This window comes from Nonomuraea sp. NPDC049684, from assembly GCF_044465345.1.
Classification (GTDB): domain Bacteria; phylum Actinomycetota; class Actinomycetes; order Streptosporangiales; family Streptosporangiaceae; genus Nonomuraea.
The window spans coordinates 630,937-652,804 of sequence record NZ_JBITLO010000001.1 but is presented as its reverse complement, the minus strand read 5'-3'; the positions used below and the strand labels follow the sequence as shown (position 1 = coordinate 652,804).

18 protein-coding genes are annotated in these 21,868 nt (G+C 71.5%); 6 read left to right on the top strand and 12 right to left on the bottom strand.

The genetic code is table 11. From position 1 onward, the window contains the following. Positions 1-3: 3 nt before the first annotated feature. From ACIBST_RS03015 to ACIBST_RS03005, 3 genes are read right to left on the bottom strand one after another with little or no spacing between them, the layout of a single operon-like run. Positions 4-516 carry a hypothetical protein gene (locus ACIBST_RS03015; RefSeq protein ID WP_352328891.1) on the bottom strand — a complete coding sequence of 171 codons (513 nt, stop codon included), beginning with the start codon at positions 514-516 and terminating at the stop codon, positions 4-6. Beyond that, positions 513-1,022 (bottom strand): hypothetical protein, encoded by a 510-nt coding sequence (locus ACIBST_RS03010; RefSeq protein WP_397168577.1) that lies wholly within the window; start codon positions 1,020-1,022, stop codon positions 513-515. Before ACIBST_RS03010 ends, ACIBST_RS03015 begins: the two co-directional genes overlap by 4 nt. A 1-nt stretch (position 1,023) precedes the next feature. Further along, a complete protein-coding gene (locus ACIBST_RS03005) occupies positions 1,024-1,773 on the bottom strand; it encodes a hypothetical protein (RefSeq protein WP_397168576.1) in 750 nt (249 codons plus the stop codon). Between the two features lie 331 nt (positions 1,774-2,104). Between ACIBST_RS03005 and ACIBST_RS03000 the strand changes: the two genes are divergently transcribed. The 3 genes from ACIBST_RS03000 (at position 2,105) to ACIBST_RS02990 (ending at position 5,222) form a co-directional block, all read left to right on the top strand. Next, complete coding sequence (locus ACIBST_RS03000) at positions 2,105-2,632, top strand: hypothetical protein (RefSeq protein WP_397168575.1); 528 nt, start codon at positions 2,105-2,107, stop codon at positions 2,630-2,632. 175 nt (positions 2,633-2,807) lie between these two features. Continuing rightward, positions 2,808-3,464, top strand: a complete 657-nt coding sequence (locus tag ACIBST_RS02995; protein WP_397168574.1) for a CBS domain-containing protein — start codon at positions 2,808-2,810, stop codon at positions 3,462-3,464. Between the two features lie 87 nt (positions 3,465-3,551). Further along, positions 3,552-5,222, top strand: coding sequence for a GAF domain-containing protein (locus tag ACIBST_RS02990; protein WP_397168572.1), 1,671 nt, complete (start codon positions 3,552-3,554; stop codon positions 5,220-5,222). 165 nt (positions 5,223-5,387) lie between these two features. Here the strand turns inward: ACIBST_RS02990 and ACIBST_RS02985 are convergent, their stop codons facing one another. Both ACIBST_RS02985 and ACIBST_RS02980 read right to left on the bottom strand, forming a co-directional pair. Next, entirely contained in the window at positions 5,388-6,653 is a 1,266-nt protein-coding gene (locus tag ACIBST_RS02985) for a cation:proton antiporter (protein ID WP_397168570.1), read from the bottom strand. A 173-nt stretch (positions 6,654-6,826) separates the two neighbouring features. Continuing rightward, positions 6,827-7,159, bottom strand: coding sequence for an STAS domain-containing protein (locus ACIBST_RS02980; RefSeq protein WP_397168568.1), 333 nt, complete (start codon positions 7,157-7,159; stop codon positions 6,827-6,829). Between the two features lie 284 nt (positions 7,160-7,443). Between ACIBST_RS02980 and ACIBST_RS02975 the strand changes: the two genes are divergently transcribed. Then, complete coding sequence (locus tag ACIBST_RS02975) at positions 7,444-7,971, top strand: hypothetical protein (RefSeq protein WP_397168567.1); 528 nt, start codon at positions 7,444-7,446, stop codon at positions 7,969-7,971. Positions 7,972-8,056: 85 nt separating this feature from the next. Here the strand turns inward: ACIBST_RS02975 and ACIBST_RS02970 are convergent, their stop codons facing one another. The 4 genes from ACIBST_RS02970 to ACIBST_RS02955 all read right to left on the bottom strand — a co-directional run bounded on the left by ACIBST_RS02970 (position 8,057) and on the right by ACIBST_RS02955 (position 16,187). Continuing rightward, positions 8,057-9,508: a non-reducing end alpha-L-arabinofuranosidase family hydrolase gene (locus tag ACIBST_RS02970; RefSeq protein ID WP_397168565.1), complete on the bottom strand. Its 1,452-nt coding sequence runs from the start codon at positions 9,506-9,508 to the stop codon at positions 8,057-8,059. A gap of 16 nt (positions 9,509-9,524) precedes the next feature. Continuing rightward, on the bottom strand, positions 9,525-11,543 hold the full coding sequence (locus ACIBST_RS02965) for an RICIN domain-containing protein (protein WP_397168564.1): 2,019 nt from the start codon (positions 11,541-11,543) through the stop codon (positions 9,525-9,527). Further along, entirely contained in the window at positions 11,540-14,260 is a 2,721-nt protein-coding gene (locus ACIBST_RS02960) for a beta-L-arabinofuranosidase domain-containing protein (protein WP_397168562.1), read from the bottom strand. Before ACIBST_RS02960 ends, ACIBST_RS02965 begins: the two co-directional genes overlap by 4 nt. Positions 14,261-14,729: 469 nt before the next feature. Beyond that, on the bottom strand, positions 14,730-16,187 hold the full coding sequence (locus ACIBST_RS02955; protein ID WP_397168560.1) for an endo-1,4-beta-xylanase: 1,458 nt from the start codon (positions 16,185-16,187) through the stop codon (positions 14,730-14,732). A gap of 409 nt (positions 16,188-16,596) precedes the next feature. Here ACIBST_RS02955 and ACIBST_RS02950 point away from each other — a divergent pair, with 409 nt between their 5' ends. Then, entirely contained in the window at positions 16,597-17,916 is a 1,320-nt protein-coding gene (locus ACIBST_RS02950; protein WP_397168559.1) for a PHB depolymerase family esterase, read from the top strand. Here the strand turns inward: ACIBST_RS02950 and ACIBST_RS02945 are convergent. Both ACIBST_RS02945 and ACIBST_RS02940 read right to left on the bottom strand, forming a co-directional pair. Beyond that, positions 17,809-18,237, bottom strand: coding sequence for a hypothetical protein (locus ACIBST_RS02945; protein WP_397168557.1), 429 nt, complete (start codon positions 18,235-18,237; stop codon positions 17,809-17,811). The genes ACIBST_RS02950 and ACIBST_RS02945 overlap by 108 nt on opposite strands. Before the next feature lie 146 nt (positions 18,238-18,383). Further along, on the bottom strand, positions 18,384-18,989 hold the full coding sequence (locus ACIBST_RS02940; protein WP_397168555.1) for a CBS domain-containing protein: 606 nt from the start codon (positions 18,987-18,989) through the stop codon (positions 18,384-18,386). Between the two features lie 204 nt (positions 18,990-19,193). Here ACIBST_RS02940 and ACIBST_RS02935 point away from each other — a divergent pair, with 204 nt between their 5' ends. Next, positions 19,194-20,375: an acetate/propionate family kinase gene (locus ACIBST_RS02935; protein WP_397168554.1), complete on the top strand. Its 1,182-nt coding sequence runs from the start codon at positions 19,194-19,196 to the stop codon at positions 20,373-20,375. Between the two features lie 24 nt (positions 20,376-20,399). Here the strand turns inward: ACIBST_RS02935 and ACIBST_RS02930 are convergent, their stop codons facing one another. After that, positions 20,400-21,644, bottom strand: a complete 1,245-nt coding sequence (locus ACIBST_RS02930; RefSeq protein WP_397168552.1) for a hypothetical protein — start codon at positions 21,642-21,644, stop codon at positions 20,400-20,402. Positions 21,645-21,868 lie beyond the last annotated feature (224 nt).

Here is a 21,868-nt window from a genome sequence, read left to right as displayed (position 1 = left end):
GGGTCAGATCGCCGTACGGCAGATGGAGAAGCGGGAGACGTTGCCGCCGCCGCAGTCGTGGTACTCGTACCAGCCGTCGGAGCACATGCGGCGGGTGCTGGTGGTGCCGCCGCCGTACCACTTCCAGGCGTTGTTGCCGTCGCAGCTGGAGGGGTTGTGGGTGTAGCGGAGGTTGTAGCAGGTGCCGGACGCGCCGTCGTTGCGGTGCCAGGAGCCGGAGCAGTTGCCCGAGTAGAGCGCGGAGGAGGGCACGCAGACGGAACCGGCGTCGGCGAAGCCGTGGCAGGTCTCCCACGCGGTGTAGGCGGCGGCCGTCGCGCCGCGCGGCTTCGACCAGGGCAGCAGGTCGAGGACGCCGAGCCCGGTCGCCACGGCGGCGCCGGTGGCGATGCCGAGCACGCGGCGCCTGCTCCAGCCCTCGCGCGTGGCGCCCACCCGCGTCGGCAGCGCCTGCTCGGGCATCTCCTCGGCGCTGGGTATCTGGTCGAGTATCGAGGTCCGCTTCTCGGCCTTCACAGCTTCACTCCCTTTCTGTTGGCAACCGCTCGCTCGACGATCTCCGTGAGCGCCTCTCCCGACCCGACGGGAGCCGTGAACACCACGACGCCGTTCTCGTCCACGACGAGCAGGGCCGGGCTGTAGGGCACGCTCGCCGCGCGCCAGATCGCCGGGTCCTTGATCACCCGGATGGAGCCGGGCAGGGACTTGTCGAACCCGGGGTCGTCCGACAGCACGGTGAACGACAGGTCCGAGGGCAGGCCGGCCGCCATCCCGGCGGCGGCGAGCAGGACGTCGTCGCAGATGGAGCAGCGACGGTTGACCTTGATGACCATGGTCGTGGCGCCGGGCACGCCCAGTCCGTTCGCCTGGGCCTCGGCCCCGGCCGCGGCGAAGCGCACGCCGACCCCGTTGTAGGTGGCCAGTTCCAGTTCGCGTACCCGCCGGTAGAGTCCGGCGCCCGCCGCGAACAGCAGGGCGACCAGGACGGCCAGGATGATGACCACCGCGGTCAGCGGTTCCACCTCAGGCCCGCCACTCGACGCGCTTGACCTTGTTCAGGAAGTCGGCGGCGGTCTCCGGGCTGCCCGCGGCCGAGCGGGCCGCCACGCCCGCCTTGTTGTAGCTCGGGGCGTTCCAGGGATGCAGGGTGACGATGGCGGTGTCGGTCACCAGGAGGAAGGGCGCCACCGAGTCGGACGGGGGCGCGGGCAGCCGCCACAGCTCGCCGGAGGGCGCTCCGTAGCCCCGCCACTTGGGAATGCGGTTGATGCCCGCCTGCTTCGACTCGACCGTCATGGTGCCGACGCCCGCGATCGAGATCGCGTAGAGCTCCATGGAGACGTCGAACCGCTTGCCGCCGTCGGCCACCATGCCATCGGGCGTGTCCTGCCAGGTCACGCGGCTGAACATGTCGACGATGTCGGACGACTCCCACTCGGGGGAGTAGAAGAGCCCGTGCGCCATGTGCCAGGGGCCGAGCCAGGCGGCCCATCGGGCGTCGGACGGGTCCTCGCAGTCGTAGACGACGACCTCGCCGCCCGCCAGGGAGAAGCGCTCTCGTTCGCGTCCGCGGACCGAGTTGACGCCTGCCGTCAGGGAGGAGAGGGGGGCCAGTTCGAGTCCCCAGGTTTCCGCGGTGGTCTTCCGCGACCCGTATTTCGGGGTGTAGCGGACGTGGCCCGTCCAGGCGGCCAGCGAGGCGGCCTCGGCGTCCTCGACCTCCAGTTGGAGGAGAGAGTTCTTGACGGTACGAAGAGAGGATAAATGCGCCATTAAGCCCCAGCCTTTCGTGGCAGATCGCGGGCGCTAGATCATTTGGCTCGAAGCCTTACACGCGCCATCACCCAGGTCAAGACACAAGATCCACACGTTTCTCCGCCCGTAAATTCGGGAGAAAGGTGCCATTACGGCCGGTCACTTCAGCGTTGACAAATGGCCATATTTACGTCATCAACGGGGGCGCGGTGTGGCTCCTCCTCCCGGCATGGCGGCGAGGACCAAGGTCCTTCGAGCGACGGTCGTAGGGCACTGCCGGCGGAGCGCGGAAAACGGTGCGATGGAGGCGCGGAAGAGAACGACGAACCATCGCTGAAAGGGGATCGTCATGGCCGCCACGATCGACCGGCCCGTCACCTGCACGGGCATCACCGCCGCCGGACGCCGTCCGGTCGAGTACGTCTGGGCCGTCGCCCGGATCGCGATCGGCTGGATCTTCCTGTGGGCGTTCCTGGACAAGACGTTCGGGTGGGGCTTCGCGACCCCTGCGGGCAAGGCGTGGATCGCGGGCGGCAGCCCGACGACGGGCTTCCTGAAGGGCACCGGCGAGAACGCGCTGGGCGGCCTGTTCTCGAACCTGGCCGGACAGGCGTGGGTGGACTGGCTGTTCATGGCCGGCCTGGCGGGGATCGGCCTGGCGCTGGTGCTGGGCGTCGGCACCCGGATCGCCGCGGTCGCCGGCACGCTCATGCTGACCCTGATGTGGGCCGCGGAACTTCCGCTGGCCAACAACCCGTTCATGGACGAGCACATCATCTACGCGATCGTCCTGATCGGCCTGGCGATGGCCGGCGCGGGCGCCACCCTCGGCCTGGGCAACCTGCCGATCGTCCGCCGCAACGCCTGGCTCAGGTAGTGCCCGGCAGCAGACGCCCGCCCCGCACCCGGGGTGGGCGTTCCGCCGTCGTCACGGCACAGGGACGAAAGCCCCGTCAGGTGAGTGCCTTCGGTCCCACCGCCCGGGGACGTTCGCTCCTGCGTGGACCGGCCCCGCAAGGAGCAGGATGGAGACAGGGGCAAGGAGGTACACCATGTCGATCGAGGTCAAGGACGTCATGGGCCGGGTGGCCATCGCCGTGCTGGCGGACGCGTCGTTCGCCGACGTCCTCAACGCGATGAAGCGGTACGCGGTGGGCGCGGTCACCGTGATAGACGCCGACCGGCGCCCGGTGGGCGTGGTCTCCGAGGACGACCTGCTGCTCAAGGAGATCGACCCGGTACGGCACAGCGTGTCGATGTTCGAACCTCACCGCCGGCGCGACGAGCACCACCGGGCGACGGCCGTCACCGCGGCCCAGCTCATGTCCACCCCGGCGATCAGCGTCACGCCGGGCATGTCCGTGCGCGAGGCGGCCAGGATCATGCACGACCGGCGCATCAAGCAGCTCCCGGTGATCGACCCGGCGAGCGGGCGCATCGTCGGCACCCTGCACCGGCGCGACGTGCTGCGCGTCTTCGCCCGTCCGCGGGCGGAGCTGGAGGCCGACGTCCGAGCCGTGCTCCCGGCGTCCGGGGCGATCTCCGTGGAGGTCGAGCAGGGCGTGGTGCGGCTCGGCGGGCGGGTGGCACGCCGGTCGCAGGCGATCGCGGCGGTGGCGGCCGTCCGCGGCGTCGAGGGCGTCGTCGACGTCGTCAGCGAGGTGAGCGCCGACCACGACGACCTGGTCACCGTTCCGCCGCTGCGATAGAGCGGGGAGCCGCCCACTCGGCGGGGGTTTGCGTCGTTCCGTCGGGATGCCAGACTGATCGTCATGGAAGGCGCGCACCGTCCTTTGATGCCGCAGATGCGGCTCGATGAGCTGCTGGCCGAGCTGCAGGTGCGGCTCAGCGCGGTGCTGGCCACCCGCGACCGGGTGCACGCGCTGCTGGAGGCCGTGGTCTCGGTGGGCAGCGACCTCGACCTGGAGACGGTGCTGCGCCGGATCGTCGAGACGGCCACCAAGCTGGTGGACGCCAGCTACGGGGCGCTCGGCGTGGTCGGCGAGGAGCAGACGCTGCTGCAGTTCATCCCGGTGGGGCTGAGCGAGGAGGAGATCGCCCGCATCGAGCACTGGCCGCACGGGCTCGGCCTGCTCGGCCTGCTGATCAAGGACGCCCGTCCGCTCCGGCTGGGCCGCATCTCCGACCACCCGGAGTCCTACGGCTTCCCGCCCGGTCACCCGCCGATGGGCACCTTCCTCGGCGTCCCGGTACGCGTGCGCGACGAGGTGTTCGGCAACCTCTACCTGACCGAGAAACGCGGCGGCGGCGACTTCGACGAGGAGGACGAGGCCATCGTGATCGCCCTGGCCACCGCCGCCGGCGTCGCCGTGGAGAACGCCCGCCTGTACGAGGAGTCGCGCCGCCGCGAGACCTGGTTGCAGGCGTCCTCGGAGGTGACCACGAGCCTGCTGTCCGGCGCGGACCCGCACCAGATGCTGACCGTGGTGGCCGCCCGCGCCCGCCAGATGACCGACGCCGACCTGGTCCAGGTGCTGCTGCCGGACCCGGCGAAGGAGACGCTGATCGCCCGGGTCGCCGAGGGCGAGGGCGCCGAGGGGCTGCGGGGGACCGTCTTCGAGGTCGCGGCCACGCTCGCGGGCGACGTCTTCACCCAGGGGGAGCCGATGTCCGACGCGGACCTGCGCAGCGCCCCCTACCCGGCCTCGCCGCTGCGCCGGCTGGGCTACGGCCCCGGGCTCATGATCCCGCTGGGCGCGGCGTCGGACGTGCGCGGGGTGCTCATGCTGGCCAAGCGCGGCGGACGGCTGCCGTTCAGCAGGGCGGACCAGCAGATGCTGCACGCGTTCGCCGGTCAGGCGGCCCTCGCCCTGGAACTGGCCGAGGCCCGCCGCGACGCCGAACGGCTCGGCCTGCTGGAGGACCGCGACCGCATCGCCAAGGACCTGCACGACGTCGTCATCCAGCGCCTGTTCGCCACCGCGATGACGCTGATGAGCACCGTCCGGCTGGTCGAACGCCCGGAGGCGGGCAAACGGCTCCAGCACGCCATCGACGAGCTGGACGAGACCATCCGGCAGATCCGCTCGTCCATCTTCGCCCTCCAGGGCCCGGCCGAGGGTGCCGCGCCCGGCCTGCGGGGCCGGATCGTCGAGCTGGTGGAGGGCGCGGGCGGGCACCTGGGGTTCATGCCCGGCCTGCGGATGGAAGGGCAGATCGACACGCTGGTGCCCGAGGCCGTGGCCGAGCACCTGCTGGCGGTGTTGCGCGAGGCCCTGTCGAACGTGGTCCGCCACTCCCGCGCCGGCCGCGCCGAGGTGTCCGTCGAGGTGGCCGCCGGCGGCCTCACCCTCGTGGTCTCCGACGACGGCGTCGGCCTGGACGAGCCCGGCCGCCGCAGCGGCCTGCGCAACATCGAGGAACGCGCGAGCGGCCTCGGCGGCACCTCCGAACTGGAGAGCCCGCAGGGCGGCGGCACCCGGCTGCGGTGGCACGTCCCCCTCTGAGCCCGCGCGGGCAGGTCGCGACCGCCGCACCTTCGCCCAGCTCGACCTGCTGCGCTCACGGCCAACCTGGTCGTCCACCGGGGCCGTACGGCCCCGGCGGTGAAGGCGGGTCTCGACGCGCTGCTCGCGGGCCTGCGGTAGCGGCGATCTCCCGAAGGGCGTCTCTCAGGGCGTCCGGTCGCGTTTGCGGAGGCGTCCGAACCAGGCGGGGACGTCGTGCTCGTCGTCGAAGCCGCGGGCCACCACGATGTCGGTGGAGGAGTGGAGCAGGATCGAGGCCACGATGGTGACGGCGACGATCTGGAACACCTGCTGCGCGGCGGCGATCCCGGAGGCGAGCACGAGCAGCCCGTACACCACGGACGCGAACCCCTTCGGGCCGAACCAGGCCACCGCCGCCTGCTCGCGCACCGTCAGCCCGGAACGCAGGAACGACAGCCAGATCGCCGCCGGCCGCGCGACCACCAGTGCCAGGATCGCGAACAGCCACCCCTGCCAGCCCACCGAGCCCAGCAGCGAGGGCGTGATGAGCGCCCCGAACACCAGCAGCGCGGCCAGCTTGAAGATCTCCGCGATGAGCTCGCCGAAGTGCTCGAACGATTCCCGCTGGCGCTGCCCGAAGGTCGCCACGGTGATCCCGGCGGAGAAGGCGGCCAGGAACAGGTTGCCGTGCGTGGCCTTGCCCACGGCCAGCACCAGCAGGCCGATGGCCAGGGCGTTGAGCGGTTCGTAGGCGGTGGAGGCGGCGAACCAGCGGGTCTGCTCCAGCTTGATCGCCGTCCACGGGATCGCCACGCCGATGAGCACGCCGAGGCCGAGCTCCAGCCCCAGCTCGCCGAGGTGCAGGTCGGCCGAGCCGGCGGCGATCGTCAGGAACAGGATGACGAACGGCAGCGCGAGCCCGTCGTTGACGCCGGACTCGACGTTGAGCAGTTGCCGCAGCCGGGGCGGCACCTTCTCGTTGCCGACGAGGGCGGCGGCGAACACCGGGTCGGTGGGGGCCAGGATGGCGCCGATCAGCAGTGACTCGACCCAGCCCAGCCCGAGCAGGTAGTGCGCGCCGGCGGCGGTGATGACCAGGGTGAGCGGCAGGCCCCAGCCGAGCGCGCGGCCGGGCAGCCGCCACGCGCTGCGCAGCTCGGTCCAGCCCACCCGCATGCCGTCGGTGAACAGCACCGCGAACAGGGCCAGCTCGGCCAGCGTGGCCACCAGGTCGTCGCCGGGCCTGAGCGAGACGACGCCGAGCACGCCGTCGCCGAGGACGAACCCGGCCACCAGGAACAGCGCCGCCGTGGACAGGACGGTGCGGTGGGCCAGGCTGGACAGCAGCACCGCCAGCAGCAGCAGGCCCGCGAACGCGGTCAGCAGGGCGCCCGTCACGCGGGCCGCGCAGAAGTGATCATGAAAGGGGCTCCGGTCGTCGTCGTACACATTGCCGACCAGACTTCCCGGCGCACCCGGCGATCACCCTAACAGCTCCGCCGGGCAAGCCTCAGCCCAGGGACTCCAGGACCGTCACGGCGCGGTCGAGACCGCTCTCGGCCCGTACATGCACGCCGTCGGGCAGCTCGGCGGCCTGGATGCCGCCCCCGCACGCCCGCCGTTCACGCGGCGGGGCGGACGTCCGCGAGGGAGACCGGGGAGAACGTCCGGTCGAGGCGGGTCACCTCCAGCAACCGCAGGACGGCCGGCGTCACCCCCGTCAGCCGGAGGCTGCCGTGGCGGGCGGCCGCCAGGTCGCGCGCGGCCACCAGCGCGGCCAGCCCGCGGGCGTCCATGAAGGTCACCCCGCTGAGGTCGAGGACGAGACGCGTGCCCTGCTCGGCGAGGGCGGCGGCGATCCGGGCGCGGAACCCCGCCTGCGTGGCCAGGTCCAGGTCGCCGGAGACCTTCAGCACCGCCCGCCTGCCCGTGCGCGGCCGCGCCTGAGAACCCATGTCCGTCTCCTTACCTTCGGCGGGCGGCCGGTGGCCGGCGTTCGTCAGCGGAAGCACGATGCCCCCGACGCGAAGCTACGAGAACGACGGCCGCCTGGATAGGGCCCAAAGTCCCGCCTCCGGCAGCCGAAGGCCCGAGGCCGGCCGGGCGGGCCCCGGACGGACGGCGCTGAGGACCAAGGTCCTTCCAGCGGGGGGCGTACGACACTGACCGGCAGCGCTCGCCCGCAGTGGAATAGGGGTGAGACGAGGACGTACACCCCCCACCGAAAGGGAGGCCCGCCATGGCCACCACCATCAACCGGCCCGTGATGGACGTCGCCCCCGTGAAGGCGGCGCGCACCCCGGTCGACTACGTCTGGGCCGTCGCCCGGATCGCGATCGGCTGGATCTTCCTGTGGGCGTTCCTGGACAAGACGTTCGGGTGGGGCTTCGCGACCCCTGCGGGCAAGGCGTGGATCGCGGGCGGCAGCCCGACGACGGGCTTCCTGAAGGGCACCGGCGAGAACGCGCTGGGCGGCCTGTTCTCGAACCTGGCCGGACAGGTCTGGGTGGACTGGCTGTTCATGGCCGGTCTGGCGGGGATCGGCCTGGCGCTGGTGCTGGGCGTCGGCACCCGGATCGCCGCGGTCGCCGGCACGCTCATGCTGACCCTGATGTGGGCCGCCGAACTTCCGCTGGCCAACAACCCGTTCATGGACGAGCACATCATCTACGCGATCGTCCTGATCGGCCTGGCGATGGCCGGCGCGGGCGCCACCCTCGGCCTGGGCAACCTGCCGATCGTCCGGCGCAACGCCTGGCTCAGGTGAATCGGACCCGCCACGGGCCCACCCCTCGGCGGAGGGGTGGGCCCGCGGCATTTCACGAGGTGACCGCCAGGAGGTCGCCGCGCCGTCAGCGCTGCAGCGTCAGCACCCCCGGCCGGTAGGGCAGCAGGCCGTAGTCGCCGCCCGAGCTGGGGCTGCGGCCCTGGTAGAGCAGTTGCAGGTTGCACGGGTCGACGGTCATGGTCTGGTCGGCGCCGGTGCGGACCAGCTCACCGTGGCTGATGTCGTTCGTCCAGGTGGCGCCGCTGTTGGCCTTGCCGGCGAACGGGTTGCCCTCGGTCGCGGCCTGGGGCGTCCAGGAACCGTTCAGGCTGGTGGCGGTGAACGAACGGAAGTAGCGGCCCTGCGCGCCGATCGCCTCGACGAGCATCAGGTACCGGCTCTGGCCCTGGAGCTTGTAGACCTGGACGGCTTCGAACAGGTTGTTCGTCGTGTCGCTCATGACCACGGTCGAGGCCGTGCCGAAGCTGCCGGGGAAGTTCCCGATGGGCATGCTCGCCCGGTAGATCTTGCCGTTGTCCCCGGCGAAGAACAGGTACATGTTGGTGCCGTCGCCGATGACCGTCTGGTCGATGGGCCCGGTCCCGGACCCCGAGATGCTTCCGGAGAAGAGCGTCTGCGGCGCCGACCAGCTGTTGGGGTTGGCGGGGTCGCTGGAGGTCCGGTACGAGAAGGCGGGCCCGCCCCACTGGTAGGCCAGCACCCAGACGTTCTTGGGGGCGAAGAAGAACAGCGTGGGCGCGACGGCGGAGAAGGACATCGTGTTCTGGGTCGCCGAGGCCATGTCGGACCAGCTGGCGAGCGGGCTGAAGCTCATCGACCCCCACTTGGTCCCCGTGTCGTGGGTCGTGGCGTAGACCAGGTGCCGCCCGTTGTAGGGGGCGACGGTGAAGTCCTTGAGCGAGACCCAGCCCGCCTTCGGGGTCGCCAGCGGGCCGGTCGAGGTCCAGCGGTAGGTCGAGGGGAGGTCACACATGCCGGGGTTGCCACCGTCCGTCCGTACGAGTTGCCATTGCTGGTTGGCGCCGCCCCAGTCGTCGTACTGGACGATGTTGGCGCCGTCGGCGGTGGAGGCTCCTTGGACCTCCAGGGCCTTGTTGCTGTGGCGGGAGATGAGCCTGACGTAGCCGTCGGGGCTGTCGGTGAGTTTCCATTGCTGGTTGGCGCCGTTGAGGTCGGTCCATTGGACGATCGAGCCGCCGTTGGCGGTGGAGAAGTTGTAGACGTCCAGGACTTTTCCGGAGTGGCGGGACTTGATGCGGTAGTAGCCGCCGCCGGAGTCGACGAACTGCCATTGTTGCTGGTTCTGGTTGTTCCTGGTCCATTGGGTGATGCGGCCGCCGTCGGCGGTGGACAGGTTGTAGACGTCCAGGGCCTTGCCGCTGTTGCGGTTGACCAGGACGTACCAGGCGTTGGTGTCGACGGTGGCCGCCTCGGCGGGCGGGCTCGCGACGAACAGGCTCGCCAGCAGGACGGCCAGCGTCGCGAGGACGGTCAGGGGGCTGTGTCTCTTCACCATGAGCTCCGATGCCGTGTCAGGGGGTGGTCAGGTCGAAGCGGCGCACGGTGACCGCGCCGCCGAGGGACTTGGTGGCGTAGTTGAAGATGCCGAAGCGGTAACCCATGAAGAACTGCCAGGCGTTGTTCAGCGTGAAGGCCGGGCCGAGCGGCACGAAGGCGCTGCCGTCGGTGCTGTAGGAGAAGCGGGCCTGACGGCCGGACCCGGGCCGGATGTCGGCGTTGACCCGCAACCAGATCCGGCCGCCCGGCACGCTCGCGCTCGCCGCCTCGGCGCCGGTGCCGGTGGTCTGCCACGAGCCGTTCATGGTCAGGCCGTTGGTCATCACGACCCGGCTGACGCCGTTGTCGCGCTTGACGCCGATCCAGGCCGACTGGTCGCGCAGCATCGCCAGCCCGGCGCGGTCGCCGTCGGCCATCTGCGAGGGGTCGAGCTCTATCGTCGCCGTCGAGGACGGGCCCTGGATGCGGTGGGTCAGCGTGTTGCGGGCGTTGTACAGGTCGCCGGTGACGGTCGCGGTCTGCAGGCGCAGGCCGTTGCCGGTGGAGAAGCGGCCGGTGTCGGGGTTGTGGTTCCACTCCCAGCGGGGGCCGAGCGTGGCGGAGGTGAAGGTGTCCGGGCCGATCATGGACGTCACGGTCCGGCTGGTCTGGATGTTCGGCTTGGGGTAGTTGACGCCCCAGCCGCCGTTGACGGTCCGCACGACCGGCCAGTCGCCGGTCCAGCTGATCGGCGCCAGGGCCGGGACGCGCCCGCCGGGGTAGGCGTCGACGAACGCCATGTAGTACCAGTCGCCGTCGCGGGTCTGGACGAGCCCGCCCTGGTGCGGGACGCCGCCGCCGGCGACGGGGCCCGGCAGGTCGAGCAGGACCTGGCGCATCTCGTACGGGCCCCATGGCGAGGTCGAGCGGAGCACGTACTGGCCGTTGGCGGGCCGGGTCAGCCAGATGTAGTAGTAGCCGTTCCGCTTGTAGAAGCGGGAGCCTTCCAGGGTGCCGACGTTGCTGGGCGTCTGGAACACCTGCTGCGCGCGCACCTGGCTGAGACCGTCGGCCGAGAGCTGGGCCACGCTGATGGTGCTGTTGCCGTAGGCGACGTACATGGTGTCGTCGGAGTCGACCAGCAGGCCGGCGTCGTAGTAGCAGTTGTTGATCTGCGAGCGCTTGGTCCACGTGCCGTCCACGGCGGAGGCGGTGTAGACGTAGGTGCGGTTGAACTCGACGCAGCCGAGCCAGTAGAAGGTGCCGTTGCCGGGCCGGTAGTTGAAGGCCGAGGCCCAGATGCCCTTCACATACGCCCGGCCGCCGTTGAGGTCGTAGGCGCCGGAGCCGAAGTCGAGTCTCGGCACGGAATGCCCGGCGTACTCCCAGTCGACCAGGTTGTAGGACCGCAGGATCGGCGCGCCCGGCGAGTAGTGCATGGTGGAGGCCGAGTAGTAGTAGGCGTCTCCCACCCGGATGATGTCGCCGTCGGCGAAGTCCTGCCACACGACCGGGTTGGCGTAGTCGCCGCCGCCGCTGCCGGTGACCGGGACGAGCTGCCATTGCTGGTTGGCGCCGCCCCAGTCGTCGTACTGGACGATGTTGGCGCCGTCGGCGGTGGAGGCTCCTTGGACCTCCAGGGCCTTGTTGCTGTGGCGGGAGATGAGCCTGACGTAGCCGTCGGGGCTGTCGGTGAGTTTCCATTGCTGGTTGGCGCCGTTGAGGTCGGTCCATTGGACGATCGAGCCGCCGTTGGCGGTGGAGAAGTTGTAGACGTCCAGGACTTTTCCGGAGTGGCGGGACTTGATGCGGTAGTAGCCGCCGCCGGAGTCGACGAACTGCCATTGTTGCTGGTTCTGGTTGTTCCTGGTCCATTGGGTGATGCGGCCGCCGTCGGCGGTGGACAGGTTGTAGACGTCCAGGGCCTTGCCGCTGTTGCGGTTGACCAGGACGTACCAGATGTTGGTGTCGACCGTCGCGGCCGACGCCTCCTGGGCGGTGAGCAACACGCCCACGAGAAGCAGGGCCGAGACAGCCGCGAGCACCCGTCTCACAGGAACCTCCAGAGGTTGTCGTCGGAGCCGTCGTCGTCGGCGAGCACGACCTGCGCGCCCTGGGACGTGCCGGCGACGCCGAGCACCCGGCCGCCGCCCGCGCACTGGATGCGGAAGGCCGCGCCCGACCCGTGCCGCAGCCGCCAGCGGTGATCGGCGGTGCCGTTGTCGGCCCACTGCACGACCCGCGAGCCGGCGGCGGTGCCCATGTTCTCCACGCCCAGCACCTTCTGGCTGTGGGAGTTGCGCAGCCGCAGGTAGCCGCCGGGGTCGGCGACGGCGGTCCACAGGTGGTCGGCGGTGCCGTTGTCGCCCCACTGGACGACGAGCGCGCCGTCGGCCGTGGACATGCCGGTGACCCCGAGCACCATCCCGGTGCCCACGTTCTGGACGCGCCGCGCGCCGTTCGGCAGGAACCGCCACTGGTTGTCCGGGCTGCCGTCGTCGGCGTCCTGGACGACCTGGGCGCCGTTCGCGGTCGAGCCGTTCAGGACGCCGAGCAGCTTGGAGCTGTTGACGTTGCGGATCTTGACGGAGCCGTCGCCGGCGTCGGTGACCGTCCAGCGGTGGTCGGCGGTGCCGGTGTCGCCCCACTGGAGCACCCGGGCGCCGGCGGCGGTCGACATGTTCTCGACGCCGAGCACCTTGCCGCTGTGCGCGTTGCGGAACCGCAGGGCGCCGCCGTCGACGACCGGGATCCAGTCGTGGTCGGCGGTGCCGCTGTCGGTCCACTGCAGCGCCAGGCCGCCGTCGGCGGTCGACATGTCCTTGATGCCGAGGACGAGCCCGCTGGCCGCGTTGACCAGCCGGAAGCTCGCCGCGCCGGTCCCGCCCTGGACGTTCCAGTAGACGACGTAGTTGTGGCCGACGGCGTCGTGGAACGGCCCGAGCCGCACCGGCGCGCCGTCGGCCGTGGCCGTGAAGGCCAGGGAGGAGCCGCCGGTCCGGGTGATCGAGGAGGGGTTCAGGGCCGGGGCCGAGGACAGGGCGGTGTCGCCGTAGTCGCCGGACAACACGACCGGACCGTAGGTGACGGCCTGCACGCCGGGGTTGTCCGGGGCGGCCTTCATGACCACCCGCATGGGCAGGCGCACGGTCACGGTGTCGCCGGACGACCACGACCGGGTGAGGACGGCGTAGCCGCCCGGCGCGGCCGCGACGTCCTGCCGGACCCCGTTGACGCTGATCGTCGCGCCCTGCGTCCAGGCCGGGATCCGCACGCGCATCGTCCACGATCCGCTCACGTTGCCGGTGACCTGCAGCGACGTGGTGTCGCTGACCGGATAGGAGGTGGTCTGGGTGACCGTGATGCCGCGCGCGCCCCAGTCGAGGACGGAGGGCACGAACAGGTTCACGAACAGCGTGGTGTCGTCGTGGAAGTAGATCGAGTCCATCAGCTTGGTGTTGGTCTCGATCCCGGTGCCCTGGCAGCACCAGAACGTGCCGTAGTCCGTGCTCCAGGTGCCGCCGCCCCAGGCCGGTCCGACGCCGCGCCGTCCACCGGGGTTGAGCGGGGTGAAGTAGGTGACGTGCCCGTGCGCGTCCGCCGGGTTCTGCTGGCCGAGCAGGTGGTTGAGCAGGGCGTTCTCGTAGTAGTCGAAGTAGTCGGCCCGGTCGGGCGACATCAGCCACAGCTCCCGGGTCAGTTTGAGCATGTTGTAGGTGTTGCAGGCCTCGCCGGTGTCCCTGGTCAGGTAGGAGGCGATGGCCCCGGGCGCGCGGAAGTGCTCGGCCTGGCTGTTGGAGCCGTTCACGTACGTGTGCGCGCCGACCGTGACGGCCCAGGCGTTGACGGCGATGTCGCGGTAGCGGGTGACGCCCGTCGCCTTGTACTCGCGGGCCGCGCCGATCCACTTGGGCACCTGGGTGTTGGCGTGCAGGCCGTTGAGCCGGTCCTGACCGGCGGCCAGCGGGTCGAACACGGCCGCGTGGTCGAACCGCTGGGCCGTGGCCAGCCAGCGGGGGTCGCCGGTCGCCTGGTACAGGTCCGTCAGCACGGCGTTCATGCCGCCGAACTCGGTGCCGAGCATGGCCTGCAACTGGGCGGCGGACAGCCGCGACGTCCGGGCGTCCACCCAGCCGGCCAGGGCCAGCAGCACGGTCCTGGCCTGGGTGTCGCCGATCAGCCGCCAGACGTCCAGCAGCCCGGCCAGGGTCTTGTGGACGCAGTAGTAGGGCACGTTGCCGTTGGTCAGCGTGCGGTTCTCCAGGGCCGTGAAGTCCGACTCCGGGAAACCGGACAGGTAACCGGCGGTGAACCCGGCGGCCGGGTTGTTCGCCTGGCACCTGGCCAGTTCCGCCACCATGTACCGGGCCTTGTCGCGGCAGGCGGTGTCACCGAGCACGGCGTACGCCTGCGCCCACGCCGTCAGGAAGTGGCCCTGGGCGTGCGACCGGAACGGGAAGCCGGGCGCGTCCCAGCCGCCGTTGGACGCGGCGCCGCCGGTGGAGAGGCGGTGGTTCGCGCGGAAGACGTACAGCAGCCGGTCGACGTCGACGAAGCGCAGGTAGGCGAGGGCGCGGTTCTGGTTGTCCAGCAGGCGGCCGGAGGTCAGCCGGACCTGGCCGAGGTCGAACTCGTAGGCCGAGACGCCGATGTCGGGCCTGCTCCAGGGGACTGCGGCCAGGGCGGGGGACGCGCCGGCCATCCGGCCGACGACGGAGAGCGCGGCGGTCGCGCCCGTGGCCTGGAAGAGCTGACGGCGGCTCAAGGACATGCGGAGCTCCTTGGGATGGGGGGCGGTGAACGGCCGGGGCCGGTCACGGGGTCAGCAGGTCAGGGCCTTCGAGGGGCCGTTGCCTGGTCGCTCGGCGCGTTGTTAGCGCTAACAACCGGCCGGTCGGGTCGCTGTCGCTTCCCGTGCCGCCGGTTGTGGCATGTCAGGCATCCTTGGGTGGGTCGGGGTTTTGTTAGCGCTAACATCGTCCTGCCGGTGGGGTGACTCCGTTTCGGGGAGTACATCCGACCGTCCGTTCCGGCGTCAATGGGGGAAGCGCCGGCCGAACGGGGCGCTGCCCTGCGGACGCCTTCCCGCCTGGAGTTCCGCCTCCACGGAGCCGGTGTCGCACTGCTCGTCGTCGTGAAAGTTTCACGGAAGACGCCTGGCGCCGACAGGGTGAGGGGCACGGGCGGCGGGTGGAGCCGCGCCGGGGCGCTCAGGCCCCGGCGCGACGGGCCGGTGAAGCTCACGCGGCGCCCGCGTTGTAGGTCCACTTCTGGTTGCTGCCGCCCCAGCACGTGTAGAGCTGCAGCCCCGTGCCGTTGCCGGTGCCGCCGCCCACGGCGTCCAGGCACAGCCCGGACTGCACGCCCACGATCGTGCCGTCGGAGTTGACGCGCCACTTCTGGTTGTCGCCGCCCCAGCAGGAGTAGATCTGGATCTTGGCGCCGTTGCCCGTGCCCCCGGCGTCCAGGCACTTGTTGCCGTACACCTTCAGTTCCCCTGCCGAGGTCTGCGTCCACTGCTGGTTGCTCTGGCCGTTGCAGTCCCACAGCTGCACCGCGGTGCCGTCGGTGGTACTGGCGCTGGGCACGTCCACGCAGCGGCCGGCGGCCGTGCTCCTGATCTGCCCCGCGCCGCCGCCGGGCGGCGGTGTCGTGCCGCCGCCGTTCAGGGCGTTGAGCACCGCCGTGTAGGCGGGCTTCTTGTTGCCGTTGCCGTCGAAGAGCAGCGGGGTGGCGCCGGAGCCGAGCCAGGAGTCGCTGTCGCGAACGCCCCAGGTGGTGATGCCGGCGCACCGCGGCACCGCCAGGCAGTCGTTGACGACGCTGGCGTACGTGGTGGCCGAGCCGCCCTGGATGTCCAGCTCGGTGATCTGCACGTCCACGCCCAGCGCGGCGAAGCTCTGGATGGTCGTGCGGTAGTTGCTGTTGTACGGGCTGTTGCCGTTGAAGTGCGACTGCAGCCCGACGCAGTCGATCGGCACGCCCCGGGCCTTGAAGTCCTTGACCATGTTGTAGACGCCCTGCGTCTTGGCCCAGGTCCAGTTGTCGATGTTGTAGTCGTTGTAGCACAGCTTGGCGGCCGGGTCGGCGGCGCGCGCGGTGCGGAAGGCCACCTCGATCCAGTCATTGCCGGTGCGCTGGAGGTTGGAGTCGCGCCGGCCGCCGCCGCTGTCGGCGTAGGCCTCGTTGACCACGTCCCAGGCGTAGATCTTGCCCTTGTAGTGGGCCATGACGCCGTTGATGTGGTCGATCATCGCCTGGCGCAGCGAGCTGCCCGACAGCGACTGCATCCAGCCGGGCTGCTGGGAGTGCCAGGCCAGGGTGTGCCCGCGCACCCGCTTGCCGTTCTGCACGGCCCAGTTGTAGACCCGGTCGCCGTTGGTGAAGGTGAACTGCCCGCGGTTGGGCTCGGTGGCGTCGATCTTCATCTCGTTCTCGGCCGTCACCATGGAGAACTCGCGGTTGGCGATCGTCGTGTAGGCGGAGTCGCCGAGTTTGCCCGCGGCGATGGCGGTGCCGAAGTAGCGGCCGCTCTGCGCGGCGGCCGCGCCGAGCGTGCTCGCCGCGGCATCGGCGGGAAGCGCCGTCGCCAGTGCCGTGAGCAGGCCGAGCGCGCCGATCGCGCCGGTGATCAGTGCCCGGCGGCGCGCGCCGGGCGGCCGTCCTGCGGCCGGTGGGGACATGGCGTTGACACGCATGCTGGAGCCTCCGTACGCGAATCAGGGGGAAGGTCGTGCGGACGCACTTCGGAGGGGTGCGCCCAAGACGCTCGGGGAGCGGGTGGGGAGGAGCCGGGCTCGGGCACTCAGTGTGTGGATCTGGCCGAAAGTTGTCAAGATTCGGGTAAAACTTTCGGAGTCGCCCTGCCGATGGAGGCAGGCCGTCCAGGACCTCCACCTGTCGAAAGTTTTCGGCCGGCGGGTCGTGAAAGTTTCACCGCGACGCTCGTCCGGGAGTGAGCGCGTTCGGGTCGGGTCGTTCGAGGTGGGGGCGTATTCCCGGCCGCCGCGGGCTTCGGGGGGCTCTTGACAGGGTTGTCCGGCTCGTATTTGCTCCGTCCCGCCAGCACCGCGACTTGTTAGCGCTAACACACGAACAGGCGGAACCATGAAGCGAAGAAGGCACGCGGGCATCGGAGCCGCTCTGGCGGCTGTGATCACGGCGGCGGTCACCGGTCTGTCCATGCTGCTGGTGGGCGCGCCGCAGGCGTCGGCCGCGGTCCTGACCGAGGTGACGAACTTCGGGACGAACCCGGGCGACCTGCGGATGTACCTCTACGTCCCCGACAGGGTGGCCGCCCGGCCGGGCGTCCTCGTGGCGATGCACGGCTGCAACGGCTGGGCCCCCGGCTTCCACCAGGGCACCGAGTTCGCCTCGCTGGCCGACCGGTACGGCTTCGTCGTCATCTACCCGCAGGCGAACAAGAGCGCCAACGGCCTGTCGAACTGCTTCGACGTATGGTCGAACGAGGCCCTGCGGCACGGCGGCGGCAGCGACCCGGTGTCGATCGTCTCCATGACGAACTACGTGCTGCAACGCTACAACGGCGACCCCGACCGGGTGTACGCCACCGGCTTCTCCTCCGGCGCGATGGAGACCGGCAACCTGCTCGCCACCTACCCCGACGTGTTCAAGGCGGGCGCGCCGTTCTCGGGCGTCCCCTACGGCTGCCTCGGGCCCGCCGGATGCGGCGACAAGACGCCGCGGCAGTGGGGTGACCTGGTCAGGAACGCCTACCCCGGCTACGCGGGGCCCCGGCCGCGCGTCATGGCCTGGCACGGCACCGCCGACTCCGTGCTGCCGTACACGATGCTGCAGGAGCAGGTCGACCAGTGGACCGACGTGCACGGCCTGAGCCAGACGCCCGCCTCCACCGACAGCCCGCAGCCCGGCTGGACCCGGCGGGTCTTCGGTTCCGGGCAGGTCGAGGCGTACACCGTCACCGGCGCCGGGCACGACCTGCCTCATCCCGGGATGGCGGCGCTCGCCGTCCACTTCTTCGGCCTGGACGGCGGCTCGTCCACCACGACGCCGACCCCGCCGGCCGCCGGGCAGATCAAGGGGGCCGGCTCGGGGCGCTGCCTGGACGTCCCGGGCTCCGCCACCGCCGACGGCACCGCGGTCCAGCTCTGGGACTGCAACGGGCAGGGCAACCAGCAATGGGCCGCCACCTCGGCCGGCGAGCTCCGGGTCTACGGCGGCAAGTGTCTCGACGCGGCCGGGACCGGCAACGGCGCCAGGATCCAGATCTACTCCTGCTGGGGCGGCGACAACCAGAAATGGCGCCTGAACCCCGACGGCACGATCGCGGGCGTGCAGTCAGGGCTGTGCCTGGACGCCGTCGGCCAGGGCACCGCCAACGGCACCCGGCTCCAGCTCTACACCTGCCACGGCGGAACCAACCAGAGGTGGACCTGGACGCGATGACCACGACGTGAACCTGAGCGTGTCGTACGCCGGCAGGATCGCCGGGTGCCGGGACCGCTCCTTGCCGACCTCGACGTACGCGGCCCGGTGGGACGGCTCCAGCCGCACCCCGATCCGGCCGGCGGGCTCGATCGGGCCGCCGGTCGGCAGGCACACCTCCACCGGGCCGTTCGAGTCCGCGCCCACCGTGCCGTGGAAGACGGCGAACGGCGGCCCGGACAGGCAGCCGCCGGCCGCCCCCGCGGGGCCGTCCAGCCGCAGCGCCTTGAGCGTCAGGTCGGACCGCGCGGCGAACTGTCCAGTGGTCATCAGATCGGGCACCGCCCGAGTATGGAGCCTGCCCCTGGGGCGGACACAAGGCCACCGAGTCCCTTGCCGGAGTGGGCGTCCTGGGCTGGCGGCGGCCGGGTGATCTTCCCGTTCTGCGGCATCGGTCGCGTTCGGCAGGCATGCGGGATGGCCGGTTCTCACGGTGACGGCCGGACATGTCTGACCCGTACGACGCCGGGCACCGTGCGGGCCAGCACGCCGGCGATGTGGTCGGCCTGCTGCTGGGACGGACCGCGCAGCTCGGCCACGCCGTCGCGGACGGCGACGTCCCAGCGCGGGCCCGCCGGGTACTGCTCGCGCAGCGCGGCCTCGACCTCCTGGCGCAAATCTTCGTCGGGGCGGGCGAGCATGGCCATCAGGTCACGGCGGCTGACCATCCCGGCGATCCGCCCGCCGGTCACGACGGGCAGGCTCTTGACCCGCTCGCGGACCATGAGATCGATGGCGACGGTGACGTCGGTGGTCTCGGTGACGGTGACGACGTCGCGGCTCATGACGTCCATGACCTGGCGGGGCGGCGGCTCCTCGGCCGCCGCGACCGGGCGGACGGTCGCGCGGGGATCCGGCTCGAACTCCCCCCGCAGCAGGTCCAGCTCGCTGACCACGCCCACGAGCCGGCCGTCGTCGCCGACGACGGGCGCGGCGGTGATGTCGTGGCCGTGCAGGACGCGCACGGCCCGCCGCACCGGATCGGTGTCGCGGACGGTGACGGCCGGGCCGCTCATGACCTCGCGGACGAGCATCGCTGTCTGGCCTCCCACTCGGAGTCGTCGGTCTTCCCAGGTCAGCTTGCCACGGCGGTCGTCCCCGCGGACCGCTCCGCCCGGGGTGGCGGCCTCGCGGCTCTCCCATCACAGCGCGCGGTGCGGCCCGGCCGGTAGGGCCGGAAGTCCCGAACGGCCTCCGCGCCGCCACCCGGCCCCCGGAACGGACTTAGGGTCATGGGCATGGCCGACCCCATTCTCGTGCTGAACACGGGATCCTCCTCCATCAAGTACGAGCTCGTCGATCCGCACACCCGCGAGCGCGCCGCCCGAGGGCTGGTCGAGCGCATCGGGGAGGAACGCGGGCGGATCACCCACCACGGCGGGGACGGGCCGCCGTACGTCCGCGAACGTCCCTTCCCCAGCCACGGGGACGGGCTGGAGGCGATGCTGGCGGCGTTCGCCGCGGCGGGGCCCGAGCCGGCGCCCATCGCGGTCGGGCACCGGGTGGTGCACGGCGGCACCCGGTTCACCGAGGCGGTGCTCATCGACGACGACGTCATCGCCGCGATCGAGGAGCTGGCCCCGCTCGCGCCGCTGCACAACCCGGTCAACCTGACCGGCATCCGGCTGGCGCTCAAGGTGTTCCCGGACGTGCCGCAGGTGGCCGTGTTCGACACCGCGTTCCACCGGACGCTGCCGCCGGAGGCGTACACGTACGCGGTGCCGCGCGAGTGGCGGGAGCAGGGCGTGCGGCGGTTCGGCTTCCACGGCACCTCGTGCGCGTACGTCTCCCGCCGCGCCGCCGCCGTCCTGGGCCGCGACCTGGCCGGGCTCAACCTGATCGTGCTGCACCTCGGCAACGGCGCCAGCGCCACGGCGATCTCCGGCGGGCGCAGCGTCGACACCTCCATGGGCATGACGCCGCTGGAAGGGCTGGTCATGGGCACCCGCTCGGGCGACGTCGACCCGGCCCTGGCCGCGTACCTGGCCCGCACCGGCGGCCTGGACGCCCAGCAGGTGGAGCACGAGCTCAGCCACCGCGGCGGCCTGCTCGCGCTCACCGGCTCCGGCGACATGCGCCAGGTACGCGCCCGCGACGACGACGAGGCCAGGCTGGCCCTGGAGATCTACACCCGGCGCATCCGCAAGTACGTCGGCGCCTACCACGCGCTGCTCGGCTGCCGGGTGGACGCGATCGTGCTCACCGGCGGCGTCGGCGAGCACGACGCCGCCACCCGCGCCGCCTGCCTGGCGGGGCTGGAGCGGATCGGCGTCGCGGTGGACCCCGCGCTCAACGCCGCGCGGGCGTCCGGCGAGCGCGCGGTGTCCGTCCCCGGCGCCGAGGTGCCCGTCCTCGTCATCCCCACCGACGAGGAGTGGGAGATCGCCCACCAGACGTTCGCGCGGCTGACGTCGCGCTGACCGGGCCGCGCTGACCGGGCCGCGCTACGCGCCCTTGTCGGTGCTCCGGTTGAAGGCGGGAAGCGTGGTCAGGTCACGGGCGGCGGCCAGGTGGGCGGAGAAGTTCGGGTCGAGCAGCCCCAGGAGGAGCACGACGGCCCAGGCCACGACGGCGATCATGGCGCCGTCGTCGAAGGGGGCAGGAAGCCTGAGGCCCAGCCGGTCGGCGGCCACCAGGCCGGCGGCCGGGAGCAGGGCGATCACCAGCGTGCGCACGGTCTCCAGGACGCGGGCGTGCCACGTCCGGCGGGTGGCCTCGGGGGTGGTGTCGCGGGTGGGGAGCCGGTCGTACTCGCCCGTGATGACGGTGCGGGTCAGAGCGGCGACACGGGCGCGGAGGTCGTGGTAGGCGGTCGGGGACGGCAGCGCCACCCCCAGCTGGAGGTCGATGACGGCCCTGGACGCCTCGACCGCGCGGGCGCGGACCACGGCCCTGGTCAGCGGCGTCCCGCCCCGGGCGGCGGTCGGGATGCCGACCCGCAGCAGGAAGGAGACCTTGCCCAGGAGGGCGAGGATCTCCCTGCGCGTCCCCGGCGGGAGCTGCCCGCGGCGGTCGGGCTCGGCGCGGGCCAGGATGGCCGCCAGCTGCTCGAAGAGCGGCTCGGTGGGCGAGGCGCGGGACTCGCGGTCCCACTGCCACATCACCACCTTGACCGGGATCATCCCGATGACCAGGGCGCAGCACACGGTGCCGATGCTCTGGGGGATCGGCATCCATCCCCGGCTCGCCAGGTCGACCGCCCACGCCGGGCCGGTGGCGCGGCCGAGGAACAGGACGGCCGGGAGGCAGCCGATTCCCAGCATGGTGATCAGCGGGTCGAGGAGGTAGCGGAAGAGCGGGCGGTGCCGCCGGTTCTCGATCCAGACGGAGACCCAGATGAAGACCGTGAGACCCGCGACCGCCAGGAAGATCTTCTGCACGGAGGTGACGGAGAACACCGAGACCACGAAGACGACGGCCGCGCCGAGCATGGGCAGCAGAACCCAGGCGCTCACGCAGTCCTCGACGTGCTTGCGCCGCACCGACCAGCGGGCGGTGGAGGCGGCCACCGCCCGGTAGCGGCCGCGCAGGGACGCCGGGTCGTCGGCGGGATCCAGGCTCCGGGCGAAGACCGGCCAGGTGCCGTCCAGCTTCTTGGCCAGCGCGAACATCTCCGCCAGCTGGGGTTTCTCCAGCAGGTCGCCGGTGCGGGCGGGCGCTGCGACGGGGGGAACCGCTTCGTCGGTCATGAGGACGTCCTCACGTTGAGCGGGCTACTGCGCGAGGAGGGGGCGCTCATCGACACTACAGAGCGTGGGGAGGGTGGGCCGGTGGCGTGACCGGATCGTGCCAGATCTTCTCCTCGCGACGCCGATGAGGACCAACGGCCCTGCCGGGCGGGACTTCCTCCTCCGGCGCCGCGCCGACGCCCGTAGGAGCCTGAGGGTGAGAGCTTCGACCGGTGAAGGAGATG

Coding starts and splice junctions, on each gene's coding strand:
- ACIBST_RS02950 (WP_397168559.1), top strand. CDS start 16,597: ATGAAGCGAAGAAGGCACGCGGGCATCGGAGCCGCTCTGGCGGCTGTG.
- ACIBST_RS02960 (WP_397168562.1), bottom strand. CDS start 14,260: ATGTCCTTGAGCCGCCGTCAGCTCTTCCAGGCCACGGGCGCGACCGCC.
- ACIBST_RS02935 (WP_397168554.1), top strand. CDS start 19,194: ATGGCCGACCCCATTCTCGTGCTGAACACGGGATCCTCCTCCATCAAG.
- ACIBST_RS02970 (WP_397168565.1), bottom strand. CDS start 9,508: ATGGTGAAGAGACACAGCCCCCTGACCGTCCTCGCGACGCTGGCCGTC.
- ACIBST_RS02980 (WP_397168568.1), bottom strand. CDS start 7,159: ATGGGTTCTCAGGCGCGGCCGCGCACGGGCAGGCGGGCGGTGCTGAAG.
- ACIBST_RS02975 (WP_397168567.1), top strand. CDS start 7,444: ATGGCCACCACCATCAACCGGCCCGTGATGGACGTCGCCCCCGTGAAG.
- ACIBST_RS02940 (WP_397168555.1), bottom strand. CDS start 18,989: ATGCTCGTCCGCGAGGTCATGAGCGGCCCGGCCGTCACCGTCCGCGAC.
- ACIBST_RS02955 (WP_397168560.1), bottom strand. CDS start 16,187: ATGCGTGTCAACGCCATGTCCCCACCGGCCGCAGGACGGCCGCCCGGC.
- ACIBST_RS02930 (WP_397168552.1), bottom strand. CDS start 21,644: ATGACCGACGAAGCGGTTCCCCCCGTCGCAGCGCCCGCCCGCACCGGC.
- ACIBST_RS02995 (WP_397168574.1), top strand. CDS start 2,808: ATGTCGATCGAGGTCAAGGACGTCATGGGCCGGGTGGCCATCGCCGTG.
- ACIBST_RS02990 (WP_397168572.1), top strand. CDS start 3,552: ATGCCGCAGATGCGGCTCGATGAGCTGCTGGCCGAGCTGCAGGTGCGG.
- ACIBST_RS03000 (WP_397168575.1), top strand. CDS start 2,105: ATGGCCGCCACGATCGACCGGCCCGTCACCTGCACGGGCATCACCGCC.
- ACIBST_RS03005 (WP_397168576.1), bottom strand. CDS start 1,773: ATGGCGCATTTATCCTCTCTTCGTACCGTCAAGAACTCTCTCCTCCAA.